This window comes from Achromobacter ruhlandii, from assembly GCF_002082135.1.
Taxonomy (GTDB): domain Bacteria; phylum Pseudomonadota; class Gammaproteobacteria; order Burkholderiales; family Burkholderiaceae_B; genus Achromobacter; species Achromobacter ruhlandii.
Map to the genome: position 1 here is coordinate 581,710 of NZ_CP017433.1, position 22,783 is coordinate 604,492.

Here is a 22,783-nt window from a genome sequence, read left to right on the forward strand (position 1 = left end):
AGGGGGCTCCGGTTGCGGGGGCGTTCACAGGTCCACCCTGGCCAGCGGCTGTACGTTGATCTCCTGCGTCAGCTCCTGGTAGGACAGCACCGGCAATTCGTACAGGTCCTGCTCGATCATCTTGCGCAGGTAGCGGCGGATATCCATTGAGGTCAGCAGCACGGGCTTTTGCGCGGCGGCGGCCAGGTCGCCGGTGGCGCGCTTGATGTTGTCCACCAGCTTGCGCGAGGCATTGGGATCGAGCGCCAGGTAGCTGCCGGCCGAGGTCTGGCGAATGGCACCGCGCACGGTCTCTTCGACGTTGGGCGCCAGCAGGTAGGCGGGCAGGATGTTCTGGCCGCTCGAATATTTGTAGCTGATATGGCGCTTGAGCGAGACGCGCACGTATTCGGTCAGCAGCACCGAGTCCTTCTCTTTCTGGCCCCATTCGATCAGCGCTTCCAGCACCGCACGCAGGTTGCGCACCGAGATATCCTCGGACACCAGCCGCTGCAGGATCTCGGCGATTTTCTGCACCGGCATCACGCGCAGCGCTTCCTTGACCAGATCGGGGAAGCGGTCTTCCATCGCCGTCAGCAGGAAGCGCGTCTCCTGGATGCCGATGAAGTCCGACGAGTATTTCTTCAGCACGAAGGCCAGATGCCAGGTCAGTACCTGGTGCGGGTCCAGGAACGGAATGCCGGCGGCCGACAGCGTCGGCGCCAGGCCGGCGTCGACCCACAGCGTGGGGATGTTGGGCAGGAAGCGTTTGTCGGTTTCGTAGGGCACCTGCAGCGCCTGCAGGTTCTGTTCCGTGTCGCGCACCAGCACCGCGCCCGGCCGCAGCTTGCCTTGCGATACCGGCACTTCGGACAGCAGGATGTTGTAGGTGTCGGCGGGCAGCGCATCGTTGAAGCGCAGCTGGATGCCGGGGAACGGCACGCCCAGGTCGAAGTAGAGCGCGCGGCGGATCTTCAGCAGTTCCTCGTTCAGTTCATCGGCGTCGAAGCTGCGCTGCAGCGCGGCGGCCACGTCGATCATCAGCGGCAGCGTGGGCGCGAATTCGGCGCTGCCGTCGGCGCGCGGCTTGGCCTGCGGCTTCTGGCCGTCGGCCGCCAGCGCCGGGATCTCGGTGATTTCGCCGGTCTTTTCGTCCACCACCTTGCGCGTGCCGCGCAGCAGCACGAAGCCGATGGTGCCGACCACCGCGGCCAGCGCCAGGAAGGTCAGGGTGGGCATGCCGGGGATCAGGCCCATGCCGACGGCGATGGCGGCGGCAATCAACAGCGCGCGCGGTTGCGCCAGCACCTGGGCGCCGATGTCCTTGCCGACGTTGGAGGGGCCGTCGCCGGTCTGCACCCGGGTCACGATGATGCCGGCGCAGATGGCAATGAAGAGCGCGGGGATCTGCGCGATCAGGCCGTCGCCGATGGTCAGGATGGAATACACCTGCACCGCTTCGCCGGCGGACAGGCCGCGCTGCATGGTGCCGATGAGAATGCCGCCGAGCAGGTTGACCGCGACGATGATGAGGCCGGCGATGGCGTCGCCTTTGACGAACTTCATGGCGCCGTCCATGGCGCCGTACAGCTGGCTTTCCTTTTCCACCACCGAGCGGCGCTTGCGCGCCTCGTCCATGTCGATGGTGCCGGCGCGCAGGTCGGCGTCGATCGACATCTGCTTGCCGGGCATGGCGTCCAGCGAAAAGCGCGCCGCCACTTCGGCCACCCGCTCGGCGCCCTTGGTGATGACCACGAACTGCACGATGGTGAGGATCAGGAACACCACCAGGCCGACGATCAGGTTGCCGCCGACCACGAAGTTGCCGAAGGTCTCGATGATGTGGCCGGCGTCGCCCTGCAGCAGGATCAGGCGGGTGGTGGCGATCGAGATGCCCAGGCGGAACAGCGTGGTGACCAGCAGCACCGACGGGAATGACGAGAACGCCAGCGGCGACGGCAGGTACATGGCCACCATCAGCAGGATGGCCGATAGCGTCATGTTGGCGCCGATCAGCACGTCGACCAGTGTCGTCGGCAGCGGCAGGATCATCATGAAGATGATCGAGACGATCAGGACCGCCAGGACGATATCGTTGCGGCTGGTGGCGGCGGCGACGACGCGGTTCAGGGCTTGCATGGGGCGGCTCACGTCGTTTCCGCTTCGGTGGGCGCGGCCGCGGGGGCGGGGCGCAGGGCAACGTAGGCGCGCATGGCCGAGGCGGCCTCGTCGCGCCGCTCCAGGGCCAGCAGGGCCTGCGAGCGGATCAGATGGAAGGGCGCATCGACGCCGCCCTGCATGGCCAGTTGGTCCAGGGTCGACAGGGCGGCGTCGGGCTTGCCGGCGCGCAATTGCGCCAGCGCCAGCGTGGCGAGCTGGCGGGGGTCCGCCAGCCCCAGCGTGCGCAGCGCGTTCAGCACCACGGCGGTCTTTTCGGGCCGGTTGTTTTCCAGGTAGACATAGGCCAGCAGGCTGAGCAGCTCGCGGGCGTCGGGCGTCAAGGGCATGGCGGCGGTCATCCCTGGTACAGCGCGCTGCGGTACATGGCGACCAGGTCGCGCAGGCCGGCCTCGTCCTTGAGCAGCCGCACGGCGCGGTTGAGCGCGCGGGCGTCCTCGGGGCTGCGGTCCTGGCTCTGCTCGGCCGCGGCGGACAGGCCATCCAGCGTCGCCTGCAGGGCCTGGGCGAACTTGCCGGGCAGCAGCAGGTCGCGGTTGGCCAGCGTGGGACGCAACTGGTTGTCCAGGTAGCGGTCGGTGTTGGGCGTGTCCAGCAATTGGGCCAGTTGCGCCTTGACCCCGTCGGCGGGCGGGGTCAGTTCCTGGCGCTCCGGCAAATGCTGGCCCGCCGCTTCGCGGCCGGCATAGGAAATGCCGTCCAGGCCGCGGTCGAAGGCGAAACCGCTGATGCGCATATCGGACATGGTGTGAGGGTCTCCGTCGCGGGGTCAATCGGCGCGGGTGTCGTCGAGCCAGCGCGCCAGCCGCTCCACCGCCTGGCGCAAGGCGGGGGCGTCGCTGTGGGCGGCCGGCAGCCGCGTCAGCGCCAGCAGGCGCGGGATGCCGTCCTGTTCGCGCAGGGCGGCCTGCACCGGCGAGCCGTCCAGGTGGGCATGGTGGGCCCGCCGCCAGGCCCGCAGCAGGCGCTGCGCGGCGTCGTAGGGCACCGGCTCGGACACGTAGACCAGCACCTCGTCGCCGGCCGCCTCGATGGCAATCCGGCGGCCCGAGTCCAGCTGCAGCGCCACATTGCCGCGCGGGCCCAGGGCCAGCCGCTCCAGGCCGATGGTTTCGCCGAAGGCGCCCAGGGCGCGATCCAGGCCGTTCATTCGTATTCCTCGTCGATGGCCGCGTCCAGGGCCAGTTGCGCCGCGCTCAGGGCCGACTGGCGCGCGTCCACGTCGGGAAACATCGGCAGCGGCAGGTCCTTGAGCACCGCCCGTACGCCGCCCAGGAATGTGATGCGCGCCGCCACCGAGTCCGCGCCATGCGAGGCCGCGAGCGCGGCGAAGCGCGATTCCGACAGCCATTTCTCGTTGCTGATGTTGACCAGGTCCTGCATCAGCCGGTCGGCCGCCAGCGGCTTGCCGTGGTCACGGGCCATCTTTTCACCCAGTTCGCCGCAGCCGTCCAGCACCGTGACCGCCACGCCCAGCTGATACAGATCCTGCATCAGGGCCTGCAGGCGGTCCGGGCTGGTGGACGGGCGCGCCGCCGCCAGGTCCTGGCCGAGCGCCTGGATCAGCTGCTGCAGGCCGCGGCCGACGTCCTTGCCGCCGAAGCGTTCCAGCGCCAGCGTCAGGGTCTTGGCCAGCGACGCTTCGCCCAGCACCACGTCCTGATAGGTGCGCTGGAAGTCGGCCACGCCGCGCGCGTCGCCGGCATAGCCGGCGGCCGCGCCGATGGTGTTCAGGCTGGCGCGGATCTGCGGGCCGCTTTCCAGTTCCAGGTCGGCCAGCGCCTCGCGCAAGCCGTCGAGCACGTCCTCGGGCGCGCCGTCGCGTTCGCCCTGGCGCAGCGCGTACTGCAGGCCGAGGTACTGGCGGGCGGCATCGCCGAAGGCCCGGGCGGCGGCCTGGCGCGGGTCGGCGCCGCCGGCCAGCAGGTGGCGCGCCAGTTCGATCAGTTTTTCCTGGGCGTCGGCATCGTGCGACTCGGCCAGGTAGGCCACGATGGCCTCGGCGCTGAGCAGCTGCAGCGGGGCGTCGCGGCCGATCTTGCGTTCGGCGTGGTGCTTGTCCTCGGTCTTCTCGGCCATGTGCAGGCTGAGTTCCTCGGCGGAATCGGCCAGCGAGACCTCGCCGTCGACCGCCACGGCGGCCTGGCCCAGCATCGTGCCGACCTGCTGCTGGCCGTGCTGGATGTCGGCGTGCGAGGTCGTGGACGAGAAAGCGGAAGGAGGCAGGCCGGCGTCGATACGGTTCATGAAGGCGCGAGGAACGGCGGACGAAGGCCGCGCACAGTCAGGGGTAGTAACGGATGGGCGGGGAAAGTTCCATCTTCTTTGCATGGAACCCTGGCACGGCGGCGGTTACGTACACGGGCAGGCCGCGGATTCCACGGAGTTCGGCCAGGCCGCAAGGCGTTTCAGGGTTAACCCGTGCCGTCCGGCTGTCGTGTGTCGACGAGGACGGTCGATCAAGGAGAAAGGAATGGCTACGGTTTCCGGAGTGGGAGTGGGGGGCGTTGCGGGCATGGACCTGTCCAGCATGGATCTGGAGACCGCATTGATGGCGGTGCAGACCCAGCGCTCGCAGATGCTGGAGGACGCCTTGCGCCAACAGCTGGATTCGGTCAATGGCCGCAATGCGCAGATGGCCGGCTTGAACGAGGCCATGAACGCCAAGAACGCCGATAGCCTGAAGCTGGAGTCGTCCAACGTGGCGCTGCAGGGGCAGATTGACCAGCTCAAGGACCTGCAGGGCCGCCTGTCGGCGAGCAAGTGTCCCAACCCCGAGGGCTGGTACGGGCTGTCCTGGGGGCAAGGCGATGATAAGGCGCTTTCGCACGCCACGCTGGACCAGATCAAGGCGGCCGGGCTGACGATTCCCAGCGGCGACGATGCGCCCCGCGACGTCGATCGCAACGGCACCATGGATGCAAAGGGGCGCGTGGTGCAGGGGTTCGTCGACCAGCTCGGCGCCAAGATCTCGGCGCTCGAGGCCCAGGTGGCCAGCAACGGCAAGGCCATCGATGCCAACAAGCAGGCGGTCAACGAGATCAAGAGCTCGCTCGATAACCTGAGCAATACCCAGCAGATGGAAATGCTGCGGCTGCAAGGGCTGACGGGCAAGCGCAATGAGGCCTTCGATGTCATGACCAACTTCATCAAGAAGATGCAGGAGAGCCGTTCTTCGATTCTCGGCAACATGCGGTGATGAAATAAAAGGGGGCGGATTATGGTCGGAGCAGCCAATGCCAGTCAGCCCAGCCTGGGAGGCGTAGGCCTGGAGAGTTCCAGCGGCGTGCGCGGCGCTGACCTGGTGGGCGCCGACCAGGAGACCGCGATGCTCAGCGTGCAGGGCGAGCGCGCCCGTCTGCTGGACAAGCAGGTCGAGACGCAGATCCAGGAATTACGCGCGCTGAACCGGCGCCTGGAGTTGCTCAACATCGTGCAGGCCGGCCTGAAAGCGGTGCAGGCGCAGTTCAATGCGGGCGCCAAGTACGACAAGGAATGGGATGACGCCAGCGGCGGCTGGAGCTATCGCCAGGCCGACCGCATCAACCGGGCGGCGGCGGAGGCCGGCATCAACCTGGGATTCGCCTCCGACAGCAATACCTGGCGCCTGTTCGGCCACATGGGCGACATGAAAGACTTTGCCCGTGCCTATTTGCCTTCGGAGCAGGCCCATCTGCTGGAGCAGTGGCGCGACAAGGCAGACCTGCGCGGCCACTTGCTGGCCGCGCAACTTGTCGACCGGATGGCGGGCCACGACGGTTTCATGACGCCCGACTACCCCGGGCAAACCCTTAATCGTTGCCCGGGCGGCATCCGCTACGACTCGGAATATGGCGAATTGCGCAAAGCGGTGACCCGGGTCCAGGGCGCCATCGACGAGGCTTCGAATCTGCAACAGGACCAGCTGCTGCGGCTGCAGGCGCTGATGAACCGCCGCAATGAGTCCGCCGACATGCTGACCAACTACATCAGGAAGATGCAGGACAGCCGGATGGCGATTTCCGAAAAGATTCGTGGAACCTGACGCCCGGTTCCGTTACTTACGCTGCATAGTCGGCCAACCGCAACATCGAAACCAGGCGATTCGCCCGGACCAGGAGCCTCTCCCATGAGCGTGAATATGAACCCCGCCGGCGTCGGCGCCATCAACATGACCGATATCTCCGGCATGGATATCGAGACCGCCCTGATGATGGTGCAGACCGAGCGTACCAAGCTGCTGGACAGCCAGCTCAAGAGCCAGATCGAGGAAGTGCAGAAGCGCAACGAGCTTACCGGCGCGCTGAACGATATGCAGGCCAAGCTGAACGGCATGAAGGGCACGCTGGACTCCAAGGACGCCAAGCCGGGCGACAAGGTCAGCGAAGGCGCGGGCACGCCCACCAACAAGACGCTGGCCACCGAATATGCCACCCAGGCGTTCAAGCTGGGCATGGACCCGGCGCCGGTGACGGCCACGCCGATCAAGGACGCCGCCGGCAATGTCGTCGGCGCGAACGTGACCGGCATGCCGACCCGCGAAGGCCTGGAGAAGGCGATCCCGGACCTCAAGAGCAAGCTCGACTCGGCCAGCAACAGCCAGCAGATGGACATGCTGCGCCTGCAGAGCCTGTCGAACAAGCGCAATGAAGCCTTCGACACCATGACCAACTTCATCAAGAAGATGCAGGACAGCCGTTCGTCGATCATCGGCAATATGCGCTGAATCTCCTTTCCACCCGCTCGCAATCCGGAGAACGGCAATGGCCGACACCCAAGACCAGAACATCCAGGACCTCATCGAACGCGCAGAAGCCGCCGTGCGCGAGGCCCAGCGGTCAATCGAAGCATCGGACGACAACCTGCGCAAGCTCGGGCTGGATCCCGACAAGGTGCGCGCCACGCTGCAGGCGCAACCGATGGACGAGCGCCAGCGCCAGGAGGCCGAGGCGTTGTTCCGCCAGGACATGGAGGCTGTCGACCGCGAAGTCGAGCAGGAAGCCGCCTACGCCCGCCAGCGCACCACGCCGCGCGCGCCAGGCGCGCCGGTCAAGCGTCCGCGCACGATGGTCTGACGCCTGACGTCTCCGGGAGCCCGTGATGAATACCGCCGCCCAGGCGCCGATGACCGGCGAGGAATATGCAGCGCTGCAAGACCAGATCGTCGACCAGATGGCCCGCGGGGGCAGCCTGCGCCAGCTCAAGGGCATGACCGCCGATGAATGCGAGGCGCTCTATGCGCTGGGCTACGGCCTGTATGAGAAGGGGCGCTATGCCGATGCCCTCAAGGTGCTGGCCTACCTGGTGACTCTGGACCACACCGAGCATCGCTATCTCGTGGCCCTGGGGGCCGCGGCCCAGGCCATGGGCAAGCATGCCGACGCGTTGCAGCAATACATGGCCGCGACACTGCTCGATCCGCTGGAGCCGGCGCCCGTGTTCCATGCCGCGCAATGCCTGCTGGAAATGGGCCAGCCCGCGGCCGCCCTGCAATCCTGCGACCTGGCGCTGGCCATGTGCAAACCGGATCGCCATGCCGCGCTGGCCGAGCGTGCGCGAGGCTTGCGCGATCTGTTGGCGGCGCGCGGCGCCAAGGAGAATTGAGATGATCAACGTCAATAATTCGGCCGGCATCAACCCGGCGTTGCTCGACCCGCTGGCCGGCGCGGAAGCCGCCAAGGCGACGGCTCCCGGTTACACCGCGCTGGACCCCGCGCAGTTCATTGGCAAGGGGGGCGCGGCCGACAAGCTGGCCGCGCTGGGTCTGCCACCGCCGGCGAGCGGCGCCTTTGCCGGCGCCGCCGACGCGCTGAACAAACTGATGGCCAATGCCGACACCGATATGTATGCGGTGATGGCGTTGCTGCAGAAGATATCGCAGGAACAGCGCAACGCGGCCCGGGCCGATCGCGCCGCATCGCTGGATGCGCAGACACAGTCGCTGCTGGCCGCGGCCGACAAGATCAAGGAAGCGGCGGAGGAGCGCTTCAAGGGCGCGCTGGCGCAAGGCATCAGTCAGATCGTGGGAGGCGCGTTGCAGGCGGGCGTCGGCGCCGCTGGCGTGGCGGCCATGGGCGCCTCGGCCCGCATGACCACCACCTCCAGTCCGTTGACCGCGCAGCAGACCGTCACGCAGGCCAGGCTGGATGGCTTTGCCAGCAATTCCTCCGGCATTGGCCAAGGCTTGAGCGGCATGGCCGGAGGTGTCGGCGGCATTGTCCAGGCTGCCTATGACCGCAAGGCGGGCGAGGCCGATGCCGCCAGGGCCCAGCTGGAGGCCCAGGCCAAGGTGGCCGAGTCCGGCGCGCAGCATGCCAATGACATGATGCAGCAGATGATGGACGTCATCCGCGACATCCGCGACAAGCTCGGCGCGATCGAGCAGAGCCGTGGCGAGACCAATCGCGGCATCGCCCGCAATCTCTGAGTCCGTCAGAAGAGGAACCGACACCATGGACATCCGCCCATCGACCGTCAATGCCGGATTGACACCGACGCTGGAGCCGTCCGGCGCTGGAGCCGCCGCTGGCGCGGCGGCCGAGGCCGCCCTGCGCGCCGCCAGCGGGCTTGACCTGGCCGCGTTGGCATCGCAGTGGGCCTCCAGTGTGGCGCAGGCCCGCAGCGGCGGCGGAGATGGCGTGACCAACGCCAACGGCAAGCCGGCCATCGCGCCGCCGGCCCGTGAATTCTCTGCCGCCGAAATGGTCGATCTGCTGCGCGCCCTGCAAGGCAAGACGCAGGATGCGCAGTTGCGCAGCGCCAAGGAAAACATCGAAAACAACCGCATCGAGCAGGCCAAGAACAACGAGGAGCAGGCGCGCAAGGTCGACGAATGGATCCAGAAGAGCAAGGAGGCAGAGAAGGGCGGCATCCTGGGAAAGATCTTCGGCTGGATTGGCGCCATCGTGGCCGCGATCGCGGCGGCGCTGATGGTGGTGGCGGCGGTGGCGGCCACGGCCGTCACGGGCGGCGCGGCCGGCCCGGTCATGGTGACGCTCGCGGCCATCGCGGTGGCGGGGGCGGTCAGTCTGCTGGCCAATCAGATATCGGCCGAGTGCGGCGGCCCTGAAATCAGCATCAGCAATCTGGTCACCCAGGTGGTGAGCAAGCTGTTGCAGGCGTTCGGCGTGGAACCGGAGCTGGCCGAGAAGATTGGCAACATCGTTGCCGGCGCCGCGATGCTGATGACCGGCGCCATCCTGATCGAGCCGGGTGCCTTGGGCAAGATGGCTGGCGCCATCGCGGTCGTCGCGGGAGCCGATCCGCAGACCGCGGGCTATATCGCGATGGCGGTCGGTCTGGCCGCGACGATTACGGTCGGAGTGGTGATGGCGGTGGCTTCGTTCGGCGCGGGGGCGGTGTCCGCTGGCGCCAACGCGGCCGCCAATGTCGGTTCGCAAACGGCGCGCACCGTGGCCGACAGCGTCAAGACCGCGGGCCAGGTGGCGTCGGGCGCCGCGGCGGTGGCAAAGGGGGCGGGGCAGGTCATCACGGGCGCCGAGACCATCAAGTCGGCGCAGGCGCAGGAGGCTGCCGACAAGGTGCTGGCCGACAAGAAAGCGCTGGAGGCGCTGCTGGTCAAGCTGCAGGCTTCGATGGAGGAGGACCGCGAGAAGATCAAGAGCGTGATGCAGGCCATGGACGAATCGATGCAGATGGTCAGCAAGATGATTAATGCGGCGGCCGACAGCATGAGTCAGGTCACCGCCAATATCGGCAAGCGCGCCATGGTCTGACTGGCGTCAATATCGGAGCAAACCACGTGTCCCAAACCTCATCCGCGACTTCGCGCAGCGCCTTCGGGCAGCAGCTGTATGACGGCCTGGCGGCCTTGCCGGCCAGCCAGCGGCTCACGGCCGACCAGCTCGAGGTGATCTACGCCATGGCCTATGCGCATGTGGCGCAGGCCCAATACGCCCAGGCGCTGCCGTTGTTCGCCTTTCTGTCGCAGTACGGTCCCACCCGCAAGCACTACCTGGCGGGACTGGCCCTGTGCCTGCAGATGCAGGCACGCTACGAAGAAGCGATCCGGATCCATTCATTGGTCGGCGTGCTGTTTCCGCTGGCGCCCGAAGCGACGCTGCGCGTGGCGGAATGCCAACTGGCATTGGGGCAGGCCGAGGCCGCGCGCGAATCGTTGCAATTGGTGGCGGCCGCCGCCCAGGACGACGACGCCTACGCCCAATTGGGGGCGCGCGCGGCGAGTCTGCTGGTGTTGACGGGAAAAGGAGCCTCCTCGTGAGACGGGAATGCAATGATCGATAGGGCGGGCGCAGGCGCGGCAACAGCCGTCTCGGGTGAGACGGCTTTTGTGCTTGATGCGGATGACGCACGCATCCTGGCCGAAGTGGGATTTCTGGCCGCCGGTCGCGGCGACGTGCCTCATGCCGACGCCATCTTCCAGGCGTTGCGCGCCCTTCGGCCGGGGCGTGCCTATCCGTGGCTGGGGCTGGCAGTGGCGCGCCTGAACGCAGGTAGCGCGGACGAGGCGGTGCGTCTGCTGGAGCAGGGAGAGGCCAGCGCCGCGGGCGAGCGCGCGCTGTTGGCGGCCTGGCGCGGCCTGGCCCTGCAACTGGCTGGCCGCAAGGCCGAGAGCACGCGCGTGCTGCAGGCTTGCGCGCAGGGCGCGGCCGGTGACGAAGGCGCCGCGCTGGCGCGTTCGCTGCTGGGGTTGCGGAACGAGATGAACAACGACACGTTTTAGCTAGGAAAATCATGGAGATCACCGCGCTTTCCGCCGCAATGGCGCCCGTGCTGGACACGATAAAGACCGCGCCGTCCGAGCTGGTCACGCAACGCTTCGCGCAATTGATGGCCGCGCCCGAAGCCGGCGCGCCCGCGCTGACCGGCCTGCAGGCCGCGCTGCAGACTGCCTTCACGCCCGCGGTCGACGCCGCGCCAGCCACGCTTGGCAACCAGATCCTGGCCAGCCTGCGCAGCACCACCACCGAGTATTCGGAAAAGTGGCAGAACATCTCGGGCCGCCTGGACGCCATGTCGTCGGCGCCGGCCATCGCCGACATGCTGCGGTTGCAGGCCGACCTGGTGCAGGTGTCGGTGCAGTACGAGCTGGTCGGCAAGGCCGTCTCGCGCACCACGCAGAACATCGATTCGCTCGTCAGGATGTCCTAATGCACGCCGCTACAACCCTGCCTCTCGCGGCGCCGCGCGGCCCTGGCCCGGCCGGGGCGCTGCCGCGCCTGCGCTGGCTGCTGCTGTGCCTGGCGCTGCTGCTGGCCGCCTGCGGCTCGCGCGTGGAATTGTTCTCGGCCGCCAACGAAAGCGAGGCCAACGAGGTGCTGTCGGTGCTGCTGGACGCGGGCATCGCCGCGCAGAAGGCCACCACCAAGACCGGCGTGGCGGTGTCGGTGGATGGCCAGCAGGTGGCGCGCGCGCTCGATATCCTGCGGGCCCGCGGCCTGCCGCGCGAGCGTTTCGACGGCATGGGACAGATCTTCCGCAAGGAAGGGCTGGTGTCGTCGCCCCTGGAAGAGCGCGCCCGCTATATCTATGCCCTGTCGCAGGAGCTGACCAACACGCTGTCGCAGATGGATGGCGTGCTGGCCGCGCGGGTGCACGTGGTGCTGCCCGAGCGCGGCGGCGTGGGCGAGAACACCACGCCGTCGACCGCCGCCGTGTTCATCAAGCACCAGACGGGCTACAACCTCGACGCCTTGCAACCGCAGATCCGCAAGCTGGTGACGCACGCGATTCCCGGGCTGACGGAAGACCGGGTTTCGATCGCGCTGGTGTCGGCGCAACCGGCCGCTCCGGCGTCGGCCGCCGGCGCCGCCACGCGCCAGGTGCTGGGCCTGGAAGTCGGGGAAGGATCGTCCGCCACGCTGCTGGCGTGGCTGGCGCTGCTGGTTCTGCTGGTGCTGGCGCTGGCCGGCGCCCTGGGCTATGTGCTGTGGCGCTATGGCGTGCCCGGCCGCGGCCGGCCCGAACGCCGCGAACCCGTGGCCGAGGCGCGCTAGCGATGGCGTCCGCATCGGCGCTGCTGGAGCGGGGACTGGTGGCTTTCAACCAGCTGCCCAGCCGTACCCTGCATCCGAGCCGCCACGCGACCTATGCGCCGCCCGCGGCGCTTGCGGTGATCGCCGCGGCGCCGGCGTTGGCGCCGGCCTGGCATCGGCATTGGTCGCGCGAGATCCTCGACGCGCTCGGGCTGCGCCAGCGCCCGGTGGTCGATGCGGCGCGGCCCGAGCTGGCGCTGGCGTTGCTGGCGCCGGATGCGCTGGCGCAGTGCGCCCGACGCCTGGGCGCGGTGCTGTGCGGTCCGCGCTTGCGCCGCGCCATTGCCGGTGACGAGGTGCGGACGCTGATCGCCCATTTCGGCGCGGAACTGCTCGACTTCACGCGCCGCGCCGCCGCCGGCCTGCACGGCGGCCTGCCCGATAGCGCCGGCTGGACCCTGGCCGAAACCACCGCCGCGGTGGACACGCTGGGCCTGGGCGCCTTGCGCGCCGCCCTGAGCGGCGCCGGCCCCGAACTGGCGTTGCGGGCCGAATTGAAACTGCCCGACCAGCCCACGCCGCCGGCGCCGCTGCCCGCGCCGCAGGCGCTGGCGCTGGGCCTGTCCCTGCTCAAGCAAACGGATTCCTCATGGCTTTCCTCATTCCCCGCGATCCGCTGACCCCGCGCCAGGCGGACGAGGGCGGCGCGGGCCGCGTCGATCCCGCCGCGCGCGTGCTGCGCGCCGCCGAACATCTGGCCTGGGCCGACGCCGGGCAGTTGCTGGCGCAGGCGCGGGCGCGCGCCGATGAGATCATCGGCGGCGCCCAGGCGGCATTCGAGGCCGAGCGCCAGCGCGGCTATGACGAGGGCCACGAAACGGCGCTGCTGGACCAGGCCGAGAAGATGATCGAAACCGTCGGCCGCACGGTCGAGTATTTCGCCGGCGTCGAGAACGAGATGGTGGAACTGGTGATGTCGGCCGTGCGCAAGGTGGTCGATGGCTTCGACGATCGTGAGAAGGTCATGGTGGTGGTGCGCAACGCCCTGGCGGTGGTGCGCAACCAGAAGCAGATGACCCTGCGCCTGAATCCGGCCGAGGTCGATACGGTGCGCGAGCAGATCAACGACCTGCTGGCCGCGTATCCGGGTGTCGGCTACCTTGACATCCTGGCCGACGGCCGGCTGGCGCGCGGCGCCTGCATCCTGGAAAGCGAGATCGGCATGGTCGAGGCCAGCCTGGAAGGGCAGATCCAGGCGCTGCGCCAGGCCTTCCAGCGCACCTTGGGAAGCCGGGTCTAGCGATGCGCCAGTTCGACTACATCTCCGAAATGATGGAGCTGGCGCTGCAGGACACGCCGACGCTGCGCATCAAGGGCCGCGTGACCCAGGTGATCGGCACCATCATCAAGGCGGTGGTGCCGTCGGTGAAGGTGGGCGAGGTCTGCATCCTGCGCAATCCCGGCGAGAACTTCGAGATGAAGGGCGAGGTGGTCGGATTCGCCCGCGACGCCGCGCTGCTCACGCCGATCGGCGACATGTACGGCATTTCCACCGCCACCGAGGTCATCCCCACCGGCCGCGCCCACATGGTGCCCGTGGGGCCGGGCCTGCTGGGCCGCGTGCTGGATGGGCTGGGCCGGCCGCTGGACGAGGCCGAGCTGGGGCCGCTGGAGGCCAGCAAGTTCTACCCCGTGTTCGCCGAAGCGCCCGATCCGCTCAAGCGCCGCATCATTTCGCAACCGCTGGAACTGGGCGTGCGTGCGCTGGACAGCGTGTTGACCTGCGGCGAAGGCCAGCGCATGGGCATTTTCGCGGCCGCCGGGGGCGGCAAATCGACGCTGATGGGCATGCTGGTCAAGGGCGCGGCGGTGGACGTGACGGTGGTGGCGCTGATCGGCGAACGTGGCCGCGAAGTGCGTGAATTCCTGGAGCACGAGCTGGGCCGCGAAGGCCGGCGCAAGAGCGTGATCGTCTGCGCCACCAGCGACAAGTCGTCGATGGAGCGGGCCAAGGCCGCCTACGTGGCCACGGCCATCGCCGAATACTTCCGCGACCAGGGCAAGCGCGTGCTGTTCCTGATGGACTCGGTGACGCGTTTTGCGCGCGCCCAGCGCGAGATCGGCCTGGCCGCCGGTGAACCGCCGACCCGCCGCGGTTATCCGCCATCGGTATTCGCCACGCTGCCCAAGCTGATGGAGCGCGCCGGCATGAACGAACACGGCTCGATCACCGCGCTGTACACCGTGCTGGTGGAGGGCGACGACATGACCGAGCCCATCGCCGACGAGACCCGCTCCATCCTCGACGGCCACATCGTGCTGTCGCGCAAGCTGGGCGCGGCCAACCACTATCCGGCGATCGACGTGCTGGCCTCCGCCAGTCGCGTCATGAACGCGGTCATCACGCCCGAGCACAAACGCGCCGCCGGCCGGCTGCGCGAGTTGATGGCCAAGTACCAGGAAGTCGAGCTGCTGGTGAAGATCGGCGAATACAAGCGCGGCGGCGACGCCGTGACGGACGAGGCCATCGACAAGATCGGCGCGATCAATCAGTTCCTGCGGCAGCGCACCGATGAGCGGGCCACGCTGCCCGAGGCGTTGGCGCAGATGACCGGCATCGTGGGGTCGGCATGAGCGTGTTCGACGAATTGCTCGCCATCAAGCGCTTTCGCGAAGGCCAGGCCGAGATCGCGGTGTCGCGCCAGCGCCTGCGGCACGCCGAGGCCGAGGCCGAGCGCCAGGCGTCCGAGCAAGCGCTGGCGGATTTCCGCGATGAGTCGGAGCGGCGTGAGCGCGCCATGTACCGCGACCTGTGCAGCCGGGTGGTGCGGGTGCGCGAGATCGAGAGCGTGCTGCAGGGCGTGGCTGGCCTGCGCGAAGGCGAGCGCCAGCGCGAGCAGGCGCTGGACCAGGCCGCGCAACGCCTGCGCGACGAAGCCCAGGCGCTGGCCGAGCGCCGCGACCAGCATCAGCAGGCGGTGCGCCTGACGGGCAAGTTCGTGGAACTGGCCAGCATTCACCTGGCCGAGCACCTGAAGGCACTGGAGCACAAGGAAGACATGGAGATGGAAGAGGCCGCATCGCTATCGCGCGACCGCGAGGACTGGGAGCAGCACGAGGAGTTCGAGCCGGTATGAGCATCGACCGACGCATCGGCCTGGACACCGCGATTGCCCAGGGTTCGGGGTTGACCCAGTCGGACGGGCAGGCGGCTGGCCGCCAGGCCAGCGATGCCGATCGCCGCGCATTCGAGCAGGCCCTGGCGCGAGACGGCGACGACCCGCGTCCGGCCCCGCCCGCGGCGCCCACGCCGTTTTCGCTGTTCGGCGCTGTGCGCGGCGATGCCGCCCCGCCCGCCGACGGGCCGTCCCGGGCGCTGGCCGAGGCCCTGCTGGGCAGCGCCGAGCAGTTGCTGGTGGCCGATGGCAGCCAGGGCCGGCGCCAGGTGCGGGTGGAATTGAAGGACGAGGTGTTGCCGGGGGTGAGCGTGTCGGTCTACGAGGCCGAAGGACGCGTGATCGCCGATTTCATCTGCGCCATCGAAACCTCGCGCGAACGCCTCACTGCCCTGGCCCGGCCGCTGGCCGAACAATTGGCCGAGAGCCTGGGCCGGCCGACACGCGTGCGCGTCGCCACCGACGACCCGGAAGACCCCTGCCTGGCGGAGACCGACGCCGACGCGCCGCTCCGTTGATTGCTGGAACCCATGACCGAAAGCACGCTTCTCTCTCCGTCCCCGCTGCCCTTGCCGCGCCTGTCCGGCAACGAGGCCCGCGCGCGTTCGCTGGTGGCCCGCCACGGCGCCGATCTGGCGGTCACCCTGGCGCCGCTGGCCGGCGGCGATGCCGAGCCCACACGCTGGCGCCTGGGCTTTACGCCCGGGGTGCCCGACGCCTTGCGGCAGTCGGCCACGCTGTCGGCGGACCTGGAATGGGCCGGCGCGCGGTTGCGCCTGGGCCTGCCAGCGGGTGCCGCCGCGGCCTGGCTGGCGGCGCGGTTGCCGGACCTGGACGCGGGCGAATTGCCGCCGGCCCTGGCATCGGCCGCCATCGAGACGCTGTTGGCCGAAGTGGTCGCGGGGCTGGGCGAGGCATCGCCCGGCGGTCCGCTGCGGGTGGTGGGCCGCGATACCCCCGCGCCGGCGCTGGCGCATGACTGGACGCTGGCCGCGCGCCATCCCGCCAGCGGCGAGACGATCTACGCCACGCTGGCGGCGGATGGGCTGGGTCTGATGCTGCTGGCCGGCCTGGTCGGCCGCGCCACGCCGACGGCCAATGAGATCGATACCGATGCCGTGCCGGTGCGCATCGCCGCCTGCCTGGGCTGGACCGACCTGGGCGCCGCCGAACTGCGCGGGCTGGCGCCGCGCGACACCCTTTTTCTCGACCACTATCTGGTGTCGCCCGACGGCGAACTGTGGCTGGGCGCCGGCGGCCAGGGGCTGCGCGTGCGCCGCCAGGATTCCTCATACCTCGTTACCCAAGGCTGGACTTCCCTCATGACCGAGACGCCGCAACCGCCGCAGGACGCCGAAGCGGGCGCCCAGACACCGCTCGATATCGACGCCATCCCCGTCCGACTGACGTTCGAGCTGGGCGAACGCCAGATTACGTTGGGCGAGCTGCGGCAACTGCAACCCGGCGAGACCTTCGACCTGGCGCGGCCGCTGGCCGATGGCCCGGTGCTGGTGCGCGCCAACGGCGCGCTGGTGGGCAGCGGCGAGCTGGTCGAGATCGACGGCCGCATCGGCGTCACGCTGCATCGGCTGGGCAAGGCGGGCGCATGAGCGGCGCGGATCCGATCAGCCTGGCGGTCGTCCTGGCGCTGCTGGCGCTGGTGCCGCTGGCCGCGGTCATGACCACCTCGTTCCTGAAGATCGCGGTGGTGCTGACGCTGGTGCGCAATGCCCTGGGCGTGCAGCAGGTGCCGCCCAACATGGCGCTGTACGGGCTGGCGCTGATCCTGTCCGCCTACGTCATGGGGCCGGTGGTGATGCAGATCGGCGACGAACTGCGCGCCCCGCCGGCGGCGGTGGCGCCGGGCACGCCGGAGCCGGACCGGCTCGAAGGCATCCTGGACGCGGTGGCGCGCGGCGCCGAGCCCATGCGCGCCTTCATGCTCAAGAACAGCCGCGCGGAGCAGCGCGATTTCTTCCTGCGCACCGCGCGCGGCCTGTGGGGCGAGCAGCAGGCCCGCAACCTCAAGGAAGACGACCTGCTGGTGCTGATCCCGTCGTTCCTGCTGTCGGAGCTGACCGCCGCGTTCCAGATTGGCTTCCTGCTGTATCTGCCGTTCGTCATCATCGACCTGATCGTCTCCAACATCCTGCTGGCGATGGGCATGATGATGGTGTCGCCGGTCACGATTTCCATGCCCCTGAAGCTGTTCCTGTTCGTCATGGTCGACGGTTGGACGCGGCTGATCCAGGGCCTGGTGCTGTCCTATACCTGAGGCCGCCATGGGCACCGTCGACCTCGTCTCTTACATGACCCAGGCGCTCTACCTGGTGCTGTGGCTGTCGCTGCCGCCGATCGCCGTGGCGGCGATCGTGGGCACGCTGTTTTCGCTGTTCCAGGCGTTGACGCAGATCCAGGAACAGACGCTGTCGTTTGCCATCAAGCTGATCGCGGTGTTCGCCACGATCCTGCTGACGGCGCGCTGGCTCAGCGCCGAGCTTTACAACTTCACGATCTCCGTGTTCGACCTCTTCTACAAGATCCACTAGGAGCGGCGCGCCACCATGATCTCGGGCATCACCTACGCCGAAGCGAAAGTCTTCCTGGGTACGCTGGCGCTGACGCAGCCGCGCATCCTGGCGCTGTGCGCGATGCTGCCGCTGTTCAACCGCCAGCTGCTGCCCGGCATGCTGCGCTACGCCTTGTGCGCCGCCATCGGCCTCGTGCTGGTTCCCGCGCTGGCGCCGCGCTACGCCGTGATCGAGCTGGGCGCGGTGGAATTGGTGCTGCTGGTGGCCAAGGAAGTCTTCATCGGCCTGGTGATGGGTTTCCTGGTGGCGATCCCGTTCTGGATTTTCGAGGCGGTGGGCTTCGTGGTCGACAATCAGCGCGGCGCCAGCCTGGGCGCCACCATCAACCCGGCCACCGGCAACGATTCCTCGCCGCTGGGCATCCTGTTCAACCAGGCCTTCATGGTGTTCTTCCTGGTGGGCGGCGGCTTCATGCTGATGCTGACCATGCTGTACGACAGTTTTCGCCTGTGGGACCTGTGGGACTGGGCGCCGACCCTGCGGCGCGAGAGCGTGCCCCTGATGCTGGACCAGCTGGGTCGCTTCCTGCGGCTGACGCTGCTGTTCGCCGCGCCCGCCATCATCTCGATGTTCCTGGCCGAAGTCGGGCTCGCGTTGGTCAGCCGCTTCGCGCCGCAGTTGCAGGTGTTCTTTCTGGCGATGCCGATCAAGAGCGCGCTGGCGCTGCTGGTGATGGTGCTCTACATGAGCACACTGTTCGAGTATGCCGCCGAGGCCACGGGGCAGATCGGTTCGGCGCTGCCGTTCCTGGACAACCAATGGCGGGCCCCATGAGCGGCGAAAAGACCGAACAGCCCACCCACAAGAAGCTGCGCGAAGCGCGCCAGAAGGGCGACGTCGCGCACAGCAAGGACTTCACGCAGACGTTGCTGGTGCTGGCGCTGTTCGGCTACTTGCTGGGCAATGCCCACGGCATCGTCGAGGCGCTGGGCCGGCTGGTCCTGATCCCGTCCACGCTGGTGGGGCAGCCGTTCGAACAGGCGCTGCCCGTGGCGCTGGAGGCCGCCCTGCGCGAAGCCGTCTACCTGGTGCTGCCGTTCGTGCTGATCGTGCTGATCGTGGGCATGTTCGCCGAGTTCCTGCAGGTGGGCGTGGTGCTGGCGTTCGAGAAGCTCAAGCCCTCGGCCAAGAAGCTCAACGTGATGAGCAACCTGAAGAACATCTTTTCCAAGAAGAACCTGGTCGAGCTGCTCAAATCCGTCATCAAGATCGCCTTCCTGTCGGTGCTGGTGACGCTGGTGGTGCGCGACGCGCTGCCGGAACTGATGGCCGTGCCGCACAGCGGCCTGGCGGGCCTGGAGGCGGGCGTGGGCGGCATGATGCGCACGCTGATCGTGAACATCGCGGTGGCCTATGTGGTGATTTCCCTGGCCGATTTCGTCTGGCAACGCATGCAGTACCGCAAGGGGCTGATGATGAGCAAGGAAGACATCAAGCAGGAGTTCAAGGAGATGGAGGGCGACCCCCACATCAAGCACAAGCGCAAGCACCTGCACCAGGAGATGGTGATGCACGGCGCGGTCGCCAGCACGCGCAAGGCGTCGGTGCTGGTGACCAACCCGACCCACCTGGCGGTGGCCATTTACTACGAGCCTGACGAGACGCCGCTGCCGGTGGTGCTGGCCAAGGGCGAAGGCGCGCTGGCCGAGCAGATGATGGCCGCGGCGCGCGAGGCCGGCGTGCCGGTGATGCAGAACATTCCCCTGGCGCGCGCGCTGATGGCGTCCGCGCAGCCCGACCAATACATCCCCAGCGAACTGATCGAGCCGGTCGCCGAAGTCCTGCGGCTCGTCAGGAAGCTGGCCGGCAATCCGGACGACCCGACATGAATGCACCCCAACATCCCCTGATATCCGCCTACGCGGCGCGGCACGGCCTGCCGCCTTCGACCCGTGCCGATGGCCGCCTCACCGTGGTGGTCGACCAGACCTACCGCGTGCATCTGCAGCCGGCGCGCGACGGTTGGCTGGCGATGAGCGCGCGCCTGTGCGCGCTGCCGGCGGGCGATGTCGACCGCGACCGGCTGGTGACCGAAATCGGCAAGCTGGCCGCGGGCATGCTGGCGCGGCACGCGGCCACCTGCGTGGTCGACCCGCAGGGCCGCGCGCTGTGGCTGCAGCAGTCGCTGCAGCCCGGCAGCGGCGAACTGGCGCTGGACGAAGCCCTGGGCGCGTTCACCAATGCGCTTTCCTTTTGGGCCGGCGCCGTGCGGCGGCTGGCATGAACAAGCGTGACGGGCGTGGCGCCCGAGGAGAGAGAGTGTTGAAGCGGATGATTCTGGCGACCGCGTTGTCGCTGGGCCTGGCGGCGAGCGCGCAGGCCGCGCCGAACTGGCCGAACGTGCCCTACAGCTACTATGCCCGCGACGAGAACTTGCAGACGCTGCTGCGCGAGTTCGCCGGCGGCTTCAGCCTGTCGTTGCAGTTGGGCCCGAATGTCACCGGCACGGTCAATGGCAAGTTCAATGCCAACACGCCAACCGAGTTCATGGACCGCCTGGGCGGCGTGTATGGGTTTAACTGGTTCGTCTATGCCGGCACGTTGTTCGTCAGCCGCACCAATGACATGAAGACGCGTTCGGTCAGCGCCATGGGCAGTTCCATCAGCGCCCTGCGCCAGGCGCTGCAGCAGCTGGGCGTGCTGGACCCGCGCTTTGGCTGGGGCGAGTTGCCCGACCAGGGCATCGCGCTGGTGTCGGGCCCGCCGGGCTATGTCGATCTGGTGGAACGCACCGTGGCCGCGCTGCCGATGGGCGCCGGCGGCCAGCAGGTGGCGGTGTTCCGGCTCAAGCACGCCTCGGTTAACGACCGCACCATCAGCTACCGCGACCAGAAGGTGGTGACGCCGGGCCTGTCGACGGTGCTGCGCAACCTGATCACGGGCGGCGGCGGCGGCGCCAACAACGAGACCCTGGCCGCGATCGCGGCGCCGCTGCGCGACAATCCGCCGGCGTTCCCGCAGGTCGGCGGCGATGGCGGCGCGGCGCCCGCCGGGCAGGCGGTCGGCCAGCCAGCCGCGCCCGCCAGCACCGGCAAGTCGGGCCTGCGCCTGCGCGAGCCCACCGTGCAGGCCGATGCGCGCCTGAACGCCATCATCGTGCAGGACATCCCGGACCGCATTCCCATCTACCGCAGCCTGATCGAGCAACTCGACCTGCCCAGCACGCTGGTCGAGATCGAGGCCATGATCGTGGACGTCAACTCCGACCTTGTCAGCGAGCTGGGCGTGACCTGGGGCGCGCGCGCCGGCTCCACCACCTTCGGCTATGGCAACCTGGGCCTGAGCCCCAGCGGCGGCCTGCCGTTGGAAAGCGGCGCGGCGCTGTCGCCCGGCACCATCGGCGTCAGCGTCGGCAACACGCTGGCGGCGCGCCTGCGTGCGCTGCAGACCAAGGGCCAGGCCAACATCCTGTCGCAGCCGTCGATCCTGACGGCCGACAACCTGGGCGCCATGATCGACCTGTCGGATACCTTCTATATCCAGACCCGTGGCGAGCGCGTGGCCACCGTGACGCCGGTGACCGTGGGCACGTCGTTGCGCGTGACGCCGCGCCATATCGAATCGAAGAATGGCGCGCGCGTCGAGCTGACGGTCGACATCGAGGACGGCCGCATCCAGGAAGAGCGCCAGATCGACAACCTGCCCACGGTGCGCAAGAGCAACATCAGCACCCTGGCCATCGTCGGCAATGACCAGACGCTGCTGATCGGCGGCTACAACAGCAGCCAGAATTCCGAGCAGGTCGACAAGGTGCCGATCCTGGGCGACATCCCGGGCCTGGGGCTGTTGTTTTCGAACAAGTCCAAGACCGTGCAGCGGCGCGAGCGCCTGTTCCTGATCCGCCCCAAAGTGGTCGCGATCAACGGCGAAGTGGTGGCCACGCCGGGCGGGGCCGGCACCGGTCCCATGCTTAACGCCACCTGGGGGGGCGACCGCATGACGGCGGGCCAATACCTCGACCTGGCGCAGAGTCAGCGCACGCGCATCGTGTTCGGACCGAATGTGGAACTGCGCCGCAGCAGCGGCCCGGTGCGGGCCTCCGAGTGGCTGGATGGCACGCCCACGGCCGCGCCGGTGCTGGAAGGCAAGTCCAACGCACAGCAGGGGCCGGTGATCCAGGTCGAGCCGGTGGCGGCGCCCGGGACGGGCAGGGCGCCGTAGCGCTGACGGCGGCGCGCGGGGGGGGCGGCTCAGTCGTCGAGCCGCAGCCCCTTCTGGGCCAGCTTGTCGCGCAGCGCCGCGCGCGCGCGCGACAGGCGGCTGCGCACGGTGCCGACGGGCACCGTCAGCATCGCGGCGGCATCTTCGTACGAGATCTCGTCGACGCCGACCATGAGCAGGATGTCGCGCATGTTGTCGGGCAGTTCGTCCAGCGATTCCTGCAGCAGCGCCATGGTCTGGTTCTGTTCCAGCACGCGCTCGGGCGACAGGTCGCTGGCGGCATGCTCGGCCAGCACGCTGTCGCTGACGAAGTCATGGCGCCGTTCCGGCGCGCGCGACAGGTAGTTGCGCACCAGGTTCAGCGCGATGCCGTAGAGCCAGGAGGAAAGTTGCGATTCGCCGCGGAAGCTGCGGTACGAGCGGGCCGCTTCGACAAAGGCCTGCTGCGCCAGGTCTTCGGCCTCGGTGGTATTGCCGATGTGCTTGATGATGAAGCGTTGCAGCCGGGTGGCGTGTTCCCGCACCAGGTCGCGCAGCAGGTATTCCTCGCCCGAATCCCATCCCTGCCCCTCGCCGTCGGCGCGAACGGGCGGCAAATCCGCTTCCTGGGAAGCGGCTGTGCAGTCGCTGGGATGGGTCATGGATTGGGAAAAGAAACGTGTATTAAGCTACAAGTTACTACCGGCGTGCCGCGAATTATCGCAGCTTACCGGTGTCACAATATTTCGAAAATGGAAATATTGAGGCAAAAGTAGCTTTTTTT

29 protein-coding genes are annotated in these 22,783 nt (G+C 68.3%); 23 read left to right on the forward strand and 6 right to left on the reverse strand.

Annotated features, from left to right (window positions below; genetic code table 11):
* Positions 1 to 24 precede the first annotated feature (24 nt).
* Genes sctV through sctW form a run of 5 tightly spaced genes read right to left on the reverse strand, consistent with a single transcriptional unit; the run spans position 25 to position 4,404 of the window.
* On the reverse strand, positions 25 to 2,118 hold the full coding sequence (gene sctV / locus AruCF_RS02595) for a type III secretion system export apparatus subunit SctV (RefSeq protein WP_049071206.1): 2,094 nt from the start codon (positions 2,116 to 2,118) through the stop codon (positions 25 to 27).
* An 8-nt stretch (positions 2,119 to 2,126) separates the two neighbouring features.
* The gene (gene sctY / locus AruCF_RS02600) at positions 2,127 to 2,486 is read right to left on the reverse strand and encodes a type III secretion apparatus assembly chaperone SctY (RefSeq protein ID WP_049077437.1); all 360 of its coding nucleotides are present in this window, start codon (positions 2,484 to 2,486) and stop codon (positions 2,127 to 2,129) included.
* 8 nt (positions 2,487 to 2,494) lie between these two features.
* The gene (gene sctX / locus AruCF_RS02605; protein ID WP_049071207.1) at positions 2,495 to 2,902 is read right to left on the reverse strand and encodes a type III secretion apparatus assembly protein SctX; all 408 of its coding nucleotides are present in this window, start codon (positions 2,900 to 2,902) and stop codon (positions 2,495 to 2,497) included.
* Positions 2,903 to 2,926: 24 nt separating this feature from the next.
* Entirely contained in the window at positions 2,927 to 3,307 is a 381-nt protein-coding gene (locus AruCF_RS02610) for a type III secretion system chaperone family protein (RefSeq protein ID WP_049071209.1), read from the reverse strand.
* Positions 3,304 to 4,404, reverse strand: a complete 1,101-nt coding sequence (sctW, locus tag AruCF_RS02615) for a type III secretion system gatekeeper subunit SctW (protein WP_049071211.1) — start codon at positions 4,402 to 4,404, stop codon at positions 3,304 to 3,306. Before sctW ends, AruCF_RS02610 begins: the two co-directional genes overlap by 4 nt.
* Before the next feature lie 226 nt (positions 4,405 to 4,630).
* Between sctW and AruCF_RS02620 the strand changes: the two genes are divergently transcribed.
* The 23 genes from AruCF_RS02620 (at position 4,631) to sctC (ending at position 22,020) form a co-directional block, all read left to right on the forward strand.
* Entirely contained in the window at positions 4,631 to 5,356 is a 726-nt protein-coding gene (locus AruCF_RS02620) for a hypothetical protein (RefSeq protein WP_232732940.1), read from the forward strand.
* A gap of 21 nt (positions 5,357 to 5,377) precedes the next feature.
* Positions 5,378 to 6,181, forward strand: coding sequence for a hypothetical protein (locus AruCF_RS02625; RefSeq protein WP_139122230.1), 804 nt, complete (start codon positions 5,378 to 5,380; stop codon positions 6,179 to 6,181).
* A gap of 84 nt (positions 6,182 to 6,265) precedes the next feature.
* Positions 6,266 to 6,862, forward strand: coding sequence for a hypothetical protein (locus tag AruCF_RS02630; protein WP_053085988.1), 597 nt, complete (start codon positions 6,266 to 6,268; stop codon positions 6,860 to 6,862).
* Between the two features lie 37 nt (positions 6,863 to 6,899).
* A complete protein-coding gene (locus tag AruCF_RS02635; protein WP_049071217.1) occupies positions 6,900 to 7,211 on the forward strand; it encodes a hypothetical protein in 312 nt (103 codons plus the stop codon).
* Positions 7,212 to 7,236: 25 nt separating this feature from the next.
* The gene (locus AruCF_RS02640; protein ID WP_049071219.1) at positions 7,237 to 7,740 is read left to right on the forward strand and encodes a SycD/LcrH family type III secretion system chaperone; all 504 of its coding nucleotides are present in this window, start codon (positions 7,237 to 7,239) and stop codon (positions 7,738 to 7,740) included.
* A gap of 1 nt (position 7,741) precedes the next feature.
* Positions 7,742 to 8,563: a type III secretion system translocon subunit SctB gene (sctB, locus tag AruCF_RS02645; protein WP_049071221.1), complete on the forward strand. Its 822-nt coding sequence runs from the start codon at positions 7,742 to 7,744 to the stop codon at positions 8,561 to 8,563.
* A complete protein-coding gene (gene sctE, locus AruCF_RS02650) occupies positions 8,526 to 9,872 on the forward strand; it encodes a type III secretion system translocon subunit SseC family protein (RefSeq protein ID WP_167385867.1) in 1,347 nt (448 codons plus the stop codon). Before sctB ends, sctE begins: the two co-directional genes overlap by 38 nt.
* A gap of 26 nt (positions 9,873 to 9,898) precedes the next feature.
* On the forward strand, positions 9,899 to 10,378 hold the full coding sequence (locus AruCF_RS02655; protein ID WP_269449578.1) for a SycD/LcrH family type III secretion system chaperone: 480 nt from the start codon (positions 9,899 to 9,901) through the stop codon (positions 10,376 to 10,378).
* Positions 10,379 to 10,447: 69 nt separating this feature from the next.
* The gene (locus AruCF_RS02660; protein ID WP_231891649.1) at positions 10,448 to 10,840 is read left to right on the forward strand and encodes a hypothetical protein; all 393 of its coding nucleotides are present in this window, start codon (positions 10,448 to 10,450) and stop codon (positions 10,838 to 10,840) included.
* Between the two features lie 11 nt (positions 10,841 to 10,851).
* The gene (gene sctI, locus AruCF_RS02665; protein WP_049071227.1) at positions 10,852 to 11,268 is read left to right on the forward strand and encodes a type III secretion system inner rod subunit SctI; all 417 of its coding nucleotides are present in this window, start codon (positions 10,852 to 10,854) and stop codon (positions 11,266 to 11,268) included.
* Positions 11,268 to 12,113 (forward strand): type III secretion system inner membrane ring lipoprotein SctJ, encoded by an 846-nt coding sequence (sctJ, locus tag AruCF_RS02670; RefSeq protein ID WP_049071229.1) that lies wholly within the window; start codon positions 11,268 to 11,270, stop codon positions 12,111 to 12,113. Before sctI ends, sctJ begins: the two co-directional genes overlap by 1 nt.
* Before the next feature lie 2 nt (positions 12,114 to 12,115).
* Positions 12,116 to 12,772 (forward strand): SctK family type III secretion system sorting platform protein, encoded by a 657-nt coding sequence (locus tag AruCF_RS02675; RefSeq protein ID WP_049071231.1) that lies wholly within the window; start codon positions 12,116 to 12,118, stop codon positions 12,770 to 12,772.
* Positions 12,742 to 13,392 (forward strand): HrpE/YscL family type III secretion apparatus protein, encoded by a 651-nt coding sequence (locus AruCF_RS02680; RefSeq protein WP_080977311.1) that lies wholly within the window; start codon positions 12,742 to 12,744, stop codon positions 13,390 to 13,392. The genes AruCF_RS02675 and AruCF_RS02680 overlap by 31 nt, the downstream gene beginning before the upstream one ends.
* Before the next feature lie 2 nt (positions 13,393 to 13,394).
* On the forward strand, positions 13,395 to 14,726 hold the full coding sequence (gene sctN / locus AruCF_RS02685) for a type III secretion system ATPase SctN (RefSeq protein WP_049071234.1): 1,332 nt from the start codon (positions 13,395 to 13,397) through the stop codon (positions 14,724 to 14,726).
* Positions 14,723 to 15,229: a type III secretion protein gene (locus AruCF_RS02690; protein ID WP_049071235.1), complete on the forward strand. Its 507-nt coding sequence runs from the start codon at positions 14,723 to 14,725 to the stop codon at positions 15,227 to 15,229. The genes sctN and AruCF_RS02690 overlap by 4 nt, the downstream gene beginning before the upstream one ends.
* On the forward strand, positions 15,226 to 15,786 hold the full coding sequence (locus AruCF_RS02695; RefSeq protein WP_049071237.1) for a hypothetical protein: 561 nt from the start codon (positions 15,226 to 15,228) through the stop codon (positions 15,784 to 15,786). Before AruCF_RS02690 ends, AruCF_RS02695 begins: the two co-directional genes overlap by 4 nt.
* Positions 15,787 to 15,798: 12 nt before the next feature.
* On the forward strand, positions 15,799 to 16,878 hold the full coding sequence (sctQ, locus tag AruCF_RS02700; protein ID WP_049077444.1) for a type III secretion system cytoplasmic ring protein SctQ: 1,080 nt from the start codon (positions 15,799 to 15,801) through the stop codon (positions 16,876 to 16,878).
* Positions 16,875 to 17,543 carry a type III secretion system export apparatus subunit SctR gene (sctR, locus tag AruCF_RS02705; RefSeq protein WP_049071239.1) on the forward strand — a complete coding sequence of 223 codons (669 nt, stop codon included), beginning with the start codon at positions 16,875 to 16,877 and terminating at the stop codon, positions 17,541 to 17,543. The genes sctQ and sctR overlap by 4 nt, the downstream gene beginning before the upstream one ends.
* Before the next feature lie 7 nt (positions 17,544 to 17,550).
* Positions 17,551 to 17,817: a type III secretion system export apparatus subunit SctS gene (sctS, locus tag AruCF_RS02710; RefSeq protein ID WP_049071240.1), complete on the forward strand. Its 267-nt coding sequence runs from the start codon at positions 17,551 to 17,553 to the stop codon at positions 17,815 to 17,817.
* 15 nt (positions 17,818 to 17,832) lie between these two features.
* Positions 17,833 to 18,633 (forward strand): type III secretion system export apparatus subunit SctT, encoded by an 801-nt coding sequence (gene sctT / locus AruCF_RS02715; RefSeq protein WP_049071242.1) that lies wholly within the window; start codon positions 17,833 to 17,835, stop codon positions 18,631 to 18,633.
* Positions 18,630 to 19,688, forward strand: coding sequence for a type III secretion system export apparatus subunit SctU (sctU, locus tag AruCF_RS02720; RefSeq protein WP_049077446.1), 1,059 nt, complete (start codon positions 18,630 to 18,632; stop codon positions 19,686 to 19,688). The genes sctT and sctU overlap by 4 nt, the downstream gene beginning before the upstream one ends.
* Positions 19,685 to 20,083 carry a CesT family type III secretion system chaperone gene (locus tag AruCF_RS02725; RefSeq protein WP_049071244.1) on the forward strand — a complete coding sequence of 133 codons (399 nt, stop codon included), beginning with the start codon at positions 19,685 to 19,687 and terminating at the stop codon, positions 20,081 to 20,083. The genes sctU and AruCF_RS02725 overlap by 4 nt, the downstream gene beginning before the upstream one ends.
* A gap of 47 nt (positions 20,084 to 20,130) precedes the next feature.
* Positions 20,131 to 22,020, forward strand: coding sequence for a type III secretion system outer membrane ring subunit SctC (gene sctC / locus AruCF_RS02730; RefSeq protein ID WP_049071246.1), 1,890 nt, complete (start codon positions 20,131 to 20,133; stop codon positions 22,018 to 22,020).
* 29 nt (positions 22,021 to 22,049) lie between these two features.
* Here sctC and AruCF_RS02735 read toward each other — a convergent pair whose 3' ends face one another.
* Entirely contained in the window at positions 22,050 to 22,616 is a 567-nt protein-coding gene (locus tag AruCF_RS02735) for an RNA polymerase sigma factor (protein ID WP_049071248.1), read from the reverse strand.
* Between the last annotated feature and the right edge of the window lie 167 nt (positions 22,617 to 22,783).

Bases quoted from the DNA above. Each gene is read 5' to 3' on its own strand.
- sctV (WP_049071206.1), bottom strand. From the start codon at position 2,118: ATGCAAGCCCTGAACCGCGTCGTCGCCGCCGCCACCAGCCGCAACGAT.
- sctY (WP_049077437.1), bottom strand. From the start codon at position 2,486: ATGCCCTTGACGCCCGACGCCCGCGAGCTGCTCAGCCTGCTGGCCTAT.
- sctX (WP_049071207.1), bottom strand. From the start codon at position 2,902: ATGTCCGATATGCGCATCAGCGGTTTCGCCTTCGACCGCGGCCTGGAC.
- AruCF_RS02610 (WP_049071209.1), bottom strand. From the start codon at position 3,307: ATGAACGGCCTGGATCGCGCCCTGGGCGCCTTCGGCGAAACCATCGGC.
- sctW (WP_049071211.1), bottom strand. From the start codon at position 4,404: ATGAACCGTATCGACGCCGGCCTGCCTCCTTCCGCTTTCTCGTCCACG.
- AruCF_RS02620 (WP_232732940.1), top strand. From the start codon at position 4,631: ATGGCTACGGTTTCCGGAGTGGGAGTGGGGGGCGTTGCGGGCATGGAC.
- AruCF_RS02625 (WP_139122230.1), top strand. From the start codon at position 5,378: ATGGTCGGAGCAGCCAATGCCAGTCAGCCCAGCCTGGGAGGCGTAGGC.
- AruCF_RS02630 (WP_053085988.1), top strand. From the start codon at position 6,266: ATGAGCGTGAATATGAACCCCGCCGGCGTCGGCGCCATCAACATGACC.
- AruCF_RS02635 (WP_049071217.1), top strand. From the start codon at position 6,900: ATGGCCGACACCCAAGACCAGAACATCCAGGACCTCATCGAACGCGCA.
- AruCF_RS02640 (WP_049071219.1), top strand. From the start codon at position 7,237: ATGAATACCGCCGCCCAGGCGCCGATGACCGGCGAGGAATATGCAGCG.
- sctB (WP_049071221.1), top strand. From the start codon at position 7,742: ATGATCAACGTCAATAATTCGGCCGGCATCAACCCGGCGTTGCTCGAC.
- sctI (WP_049071227.1), top strand. From the start codon at position 10,852: ATGGAGATCACCGCGCTTTCCGCCGCAATGGCGCCCGTGCTGGACACG.
- sctJ (WP_049071229.1), top strand. From the start codon at position 11,268: ATGCACGCCGCTACAACCCTGCCTCTCGCGGCGCCGCGCGGCCCTGGC.
- AruCF_RS02675 (WP_049071231.1), top strand. From the start codon at position 12,116: ATGGCGTCCGCATCGGCGCTGCTGGAGCGGGGACTGGTGGCTTTCAAC.
- AruCF_RS02680 (WP_080977311.1), top strand. From the start codon at position 12,742: ATGGCTTTCCTCATTCCCCGCGATCCGCTGACCCCGCGCCAGGCGGAC.
- sctN (WP_049071234.1), top strand. From the start codon at position 13,395: ATGCGCCAGTTCGACTACATCTCCGAAATGATGGAGCTGGCGCTGCAG.
- AruCF_RS02690 (WP_049071235.1), top strand. From the start codon at position 14,723: ATGAGCGTGTTCGACGAATTGCTCGCCATCAAGCGCTTTCGCGAAGGC.
- AruCF_RS02695 (WP_049071237.1), top strand. From the start codon at position 15,226: ATGAGCATCGACCGACGCATCGGCCTGGACACCGCGATTGCCCAGGGT.
- sctQ (WP_049077444.1), top strand. From the start codon at position 15,799: ATGACCGAAAGCACGCTTCTCTCTCCGTCCCCGCTGCCCTTGCCGCGC.
- sctR (WP_049071239.1), top strand. From the start codon at position 16,875: ATGAGCGGCGCGGATCCGATCAGCCTGGCGGTCGTCCTGGCGCTGCTG.
- sctS (WP_049071240.1), top strand. From the start codon at position 17,551: ATGGGCACCGTCGACCTCGTCTCTTACATGACCCAGGCGCTCTACCTG.
- sctT (WP_049071242.1), top strand. From the start codon at position 17,833: ATGATCTCGGGCATCACCTACGCCGAAGCGAAAGTCTTCCTGGGTACG.
- sctU (WP_049077446.1), top strand. From the start codon at position 18,630: ATGAGCGGCGAAAAGACCGAACAGCCCACCCACAAGAAGCTGCGCGAA.
- AruCF_RS02725 (WP_049071244.1), top strand. From the start codon at position 19,685: ATGAATGCACCCCAACATCCCCTGATATCCGCCTACGCGGCGCGGCAC.
- sctC (WP_049071246.1), top strand. From the start codon at position 20,131: ATGATTCTGGCGACCGCGTTGTCGCTGGGCCTGGCGGCGAGCGCGCAG.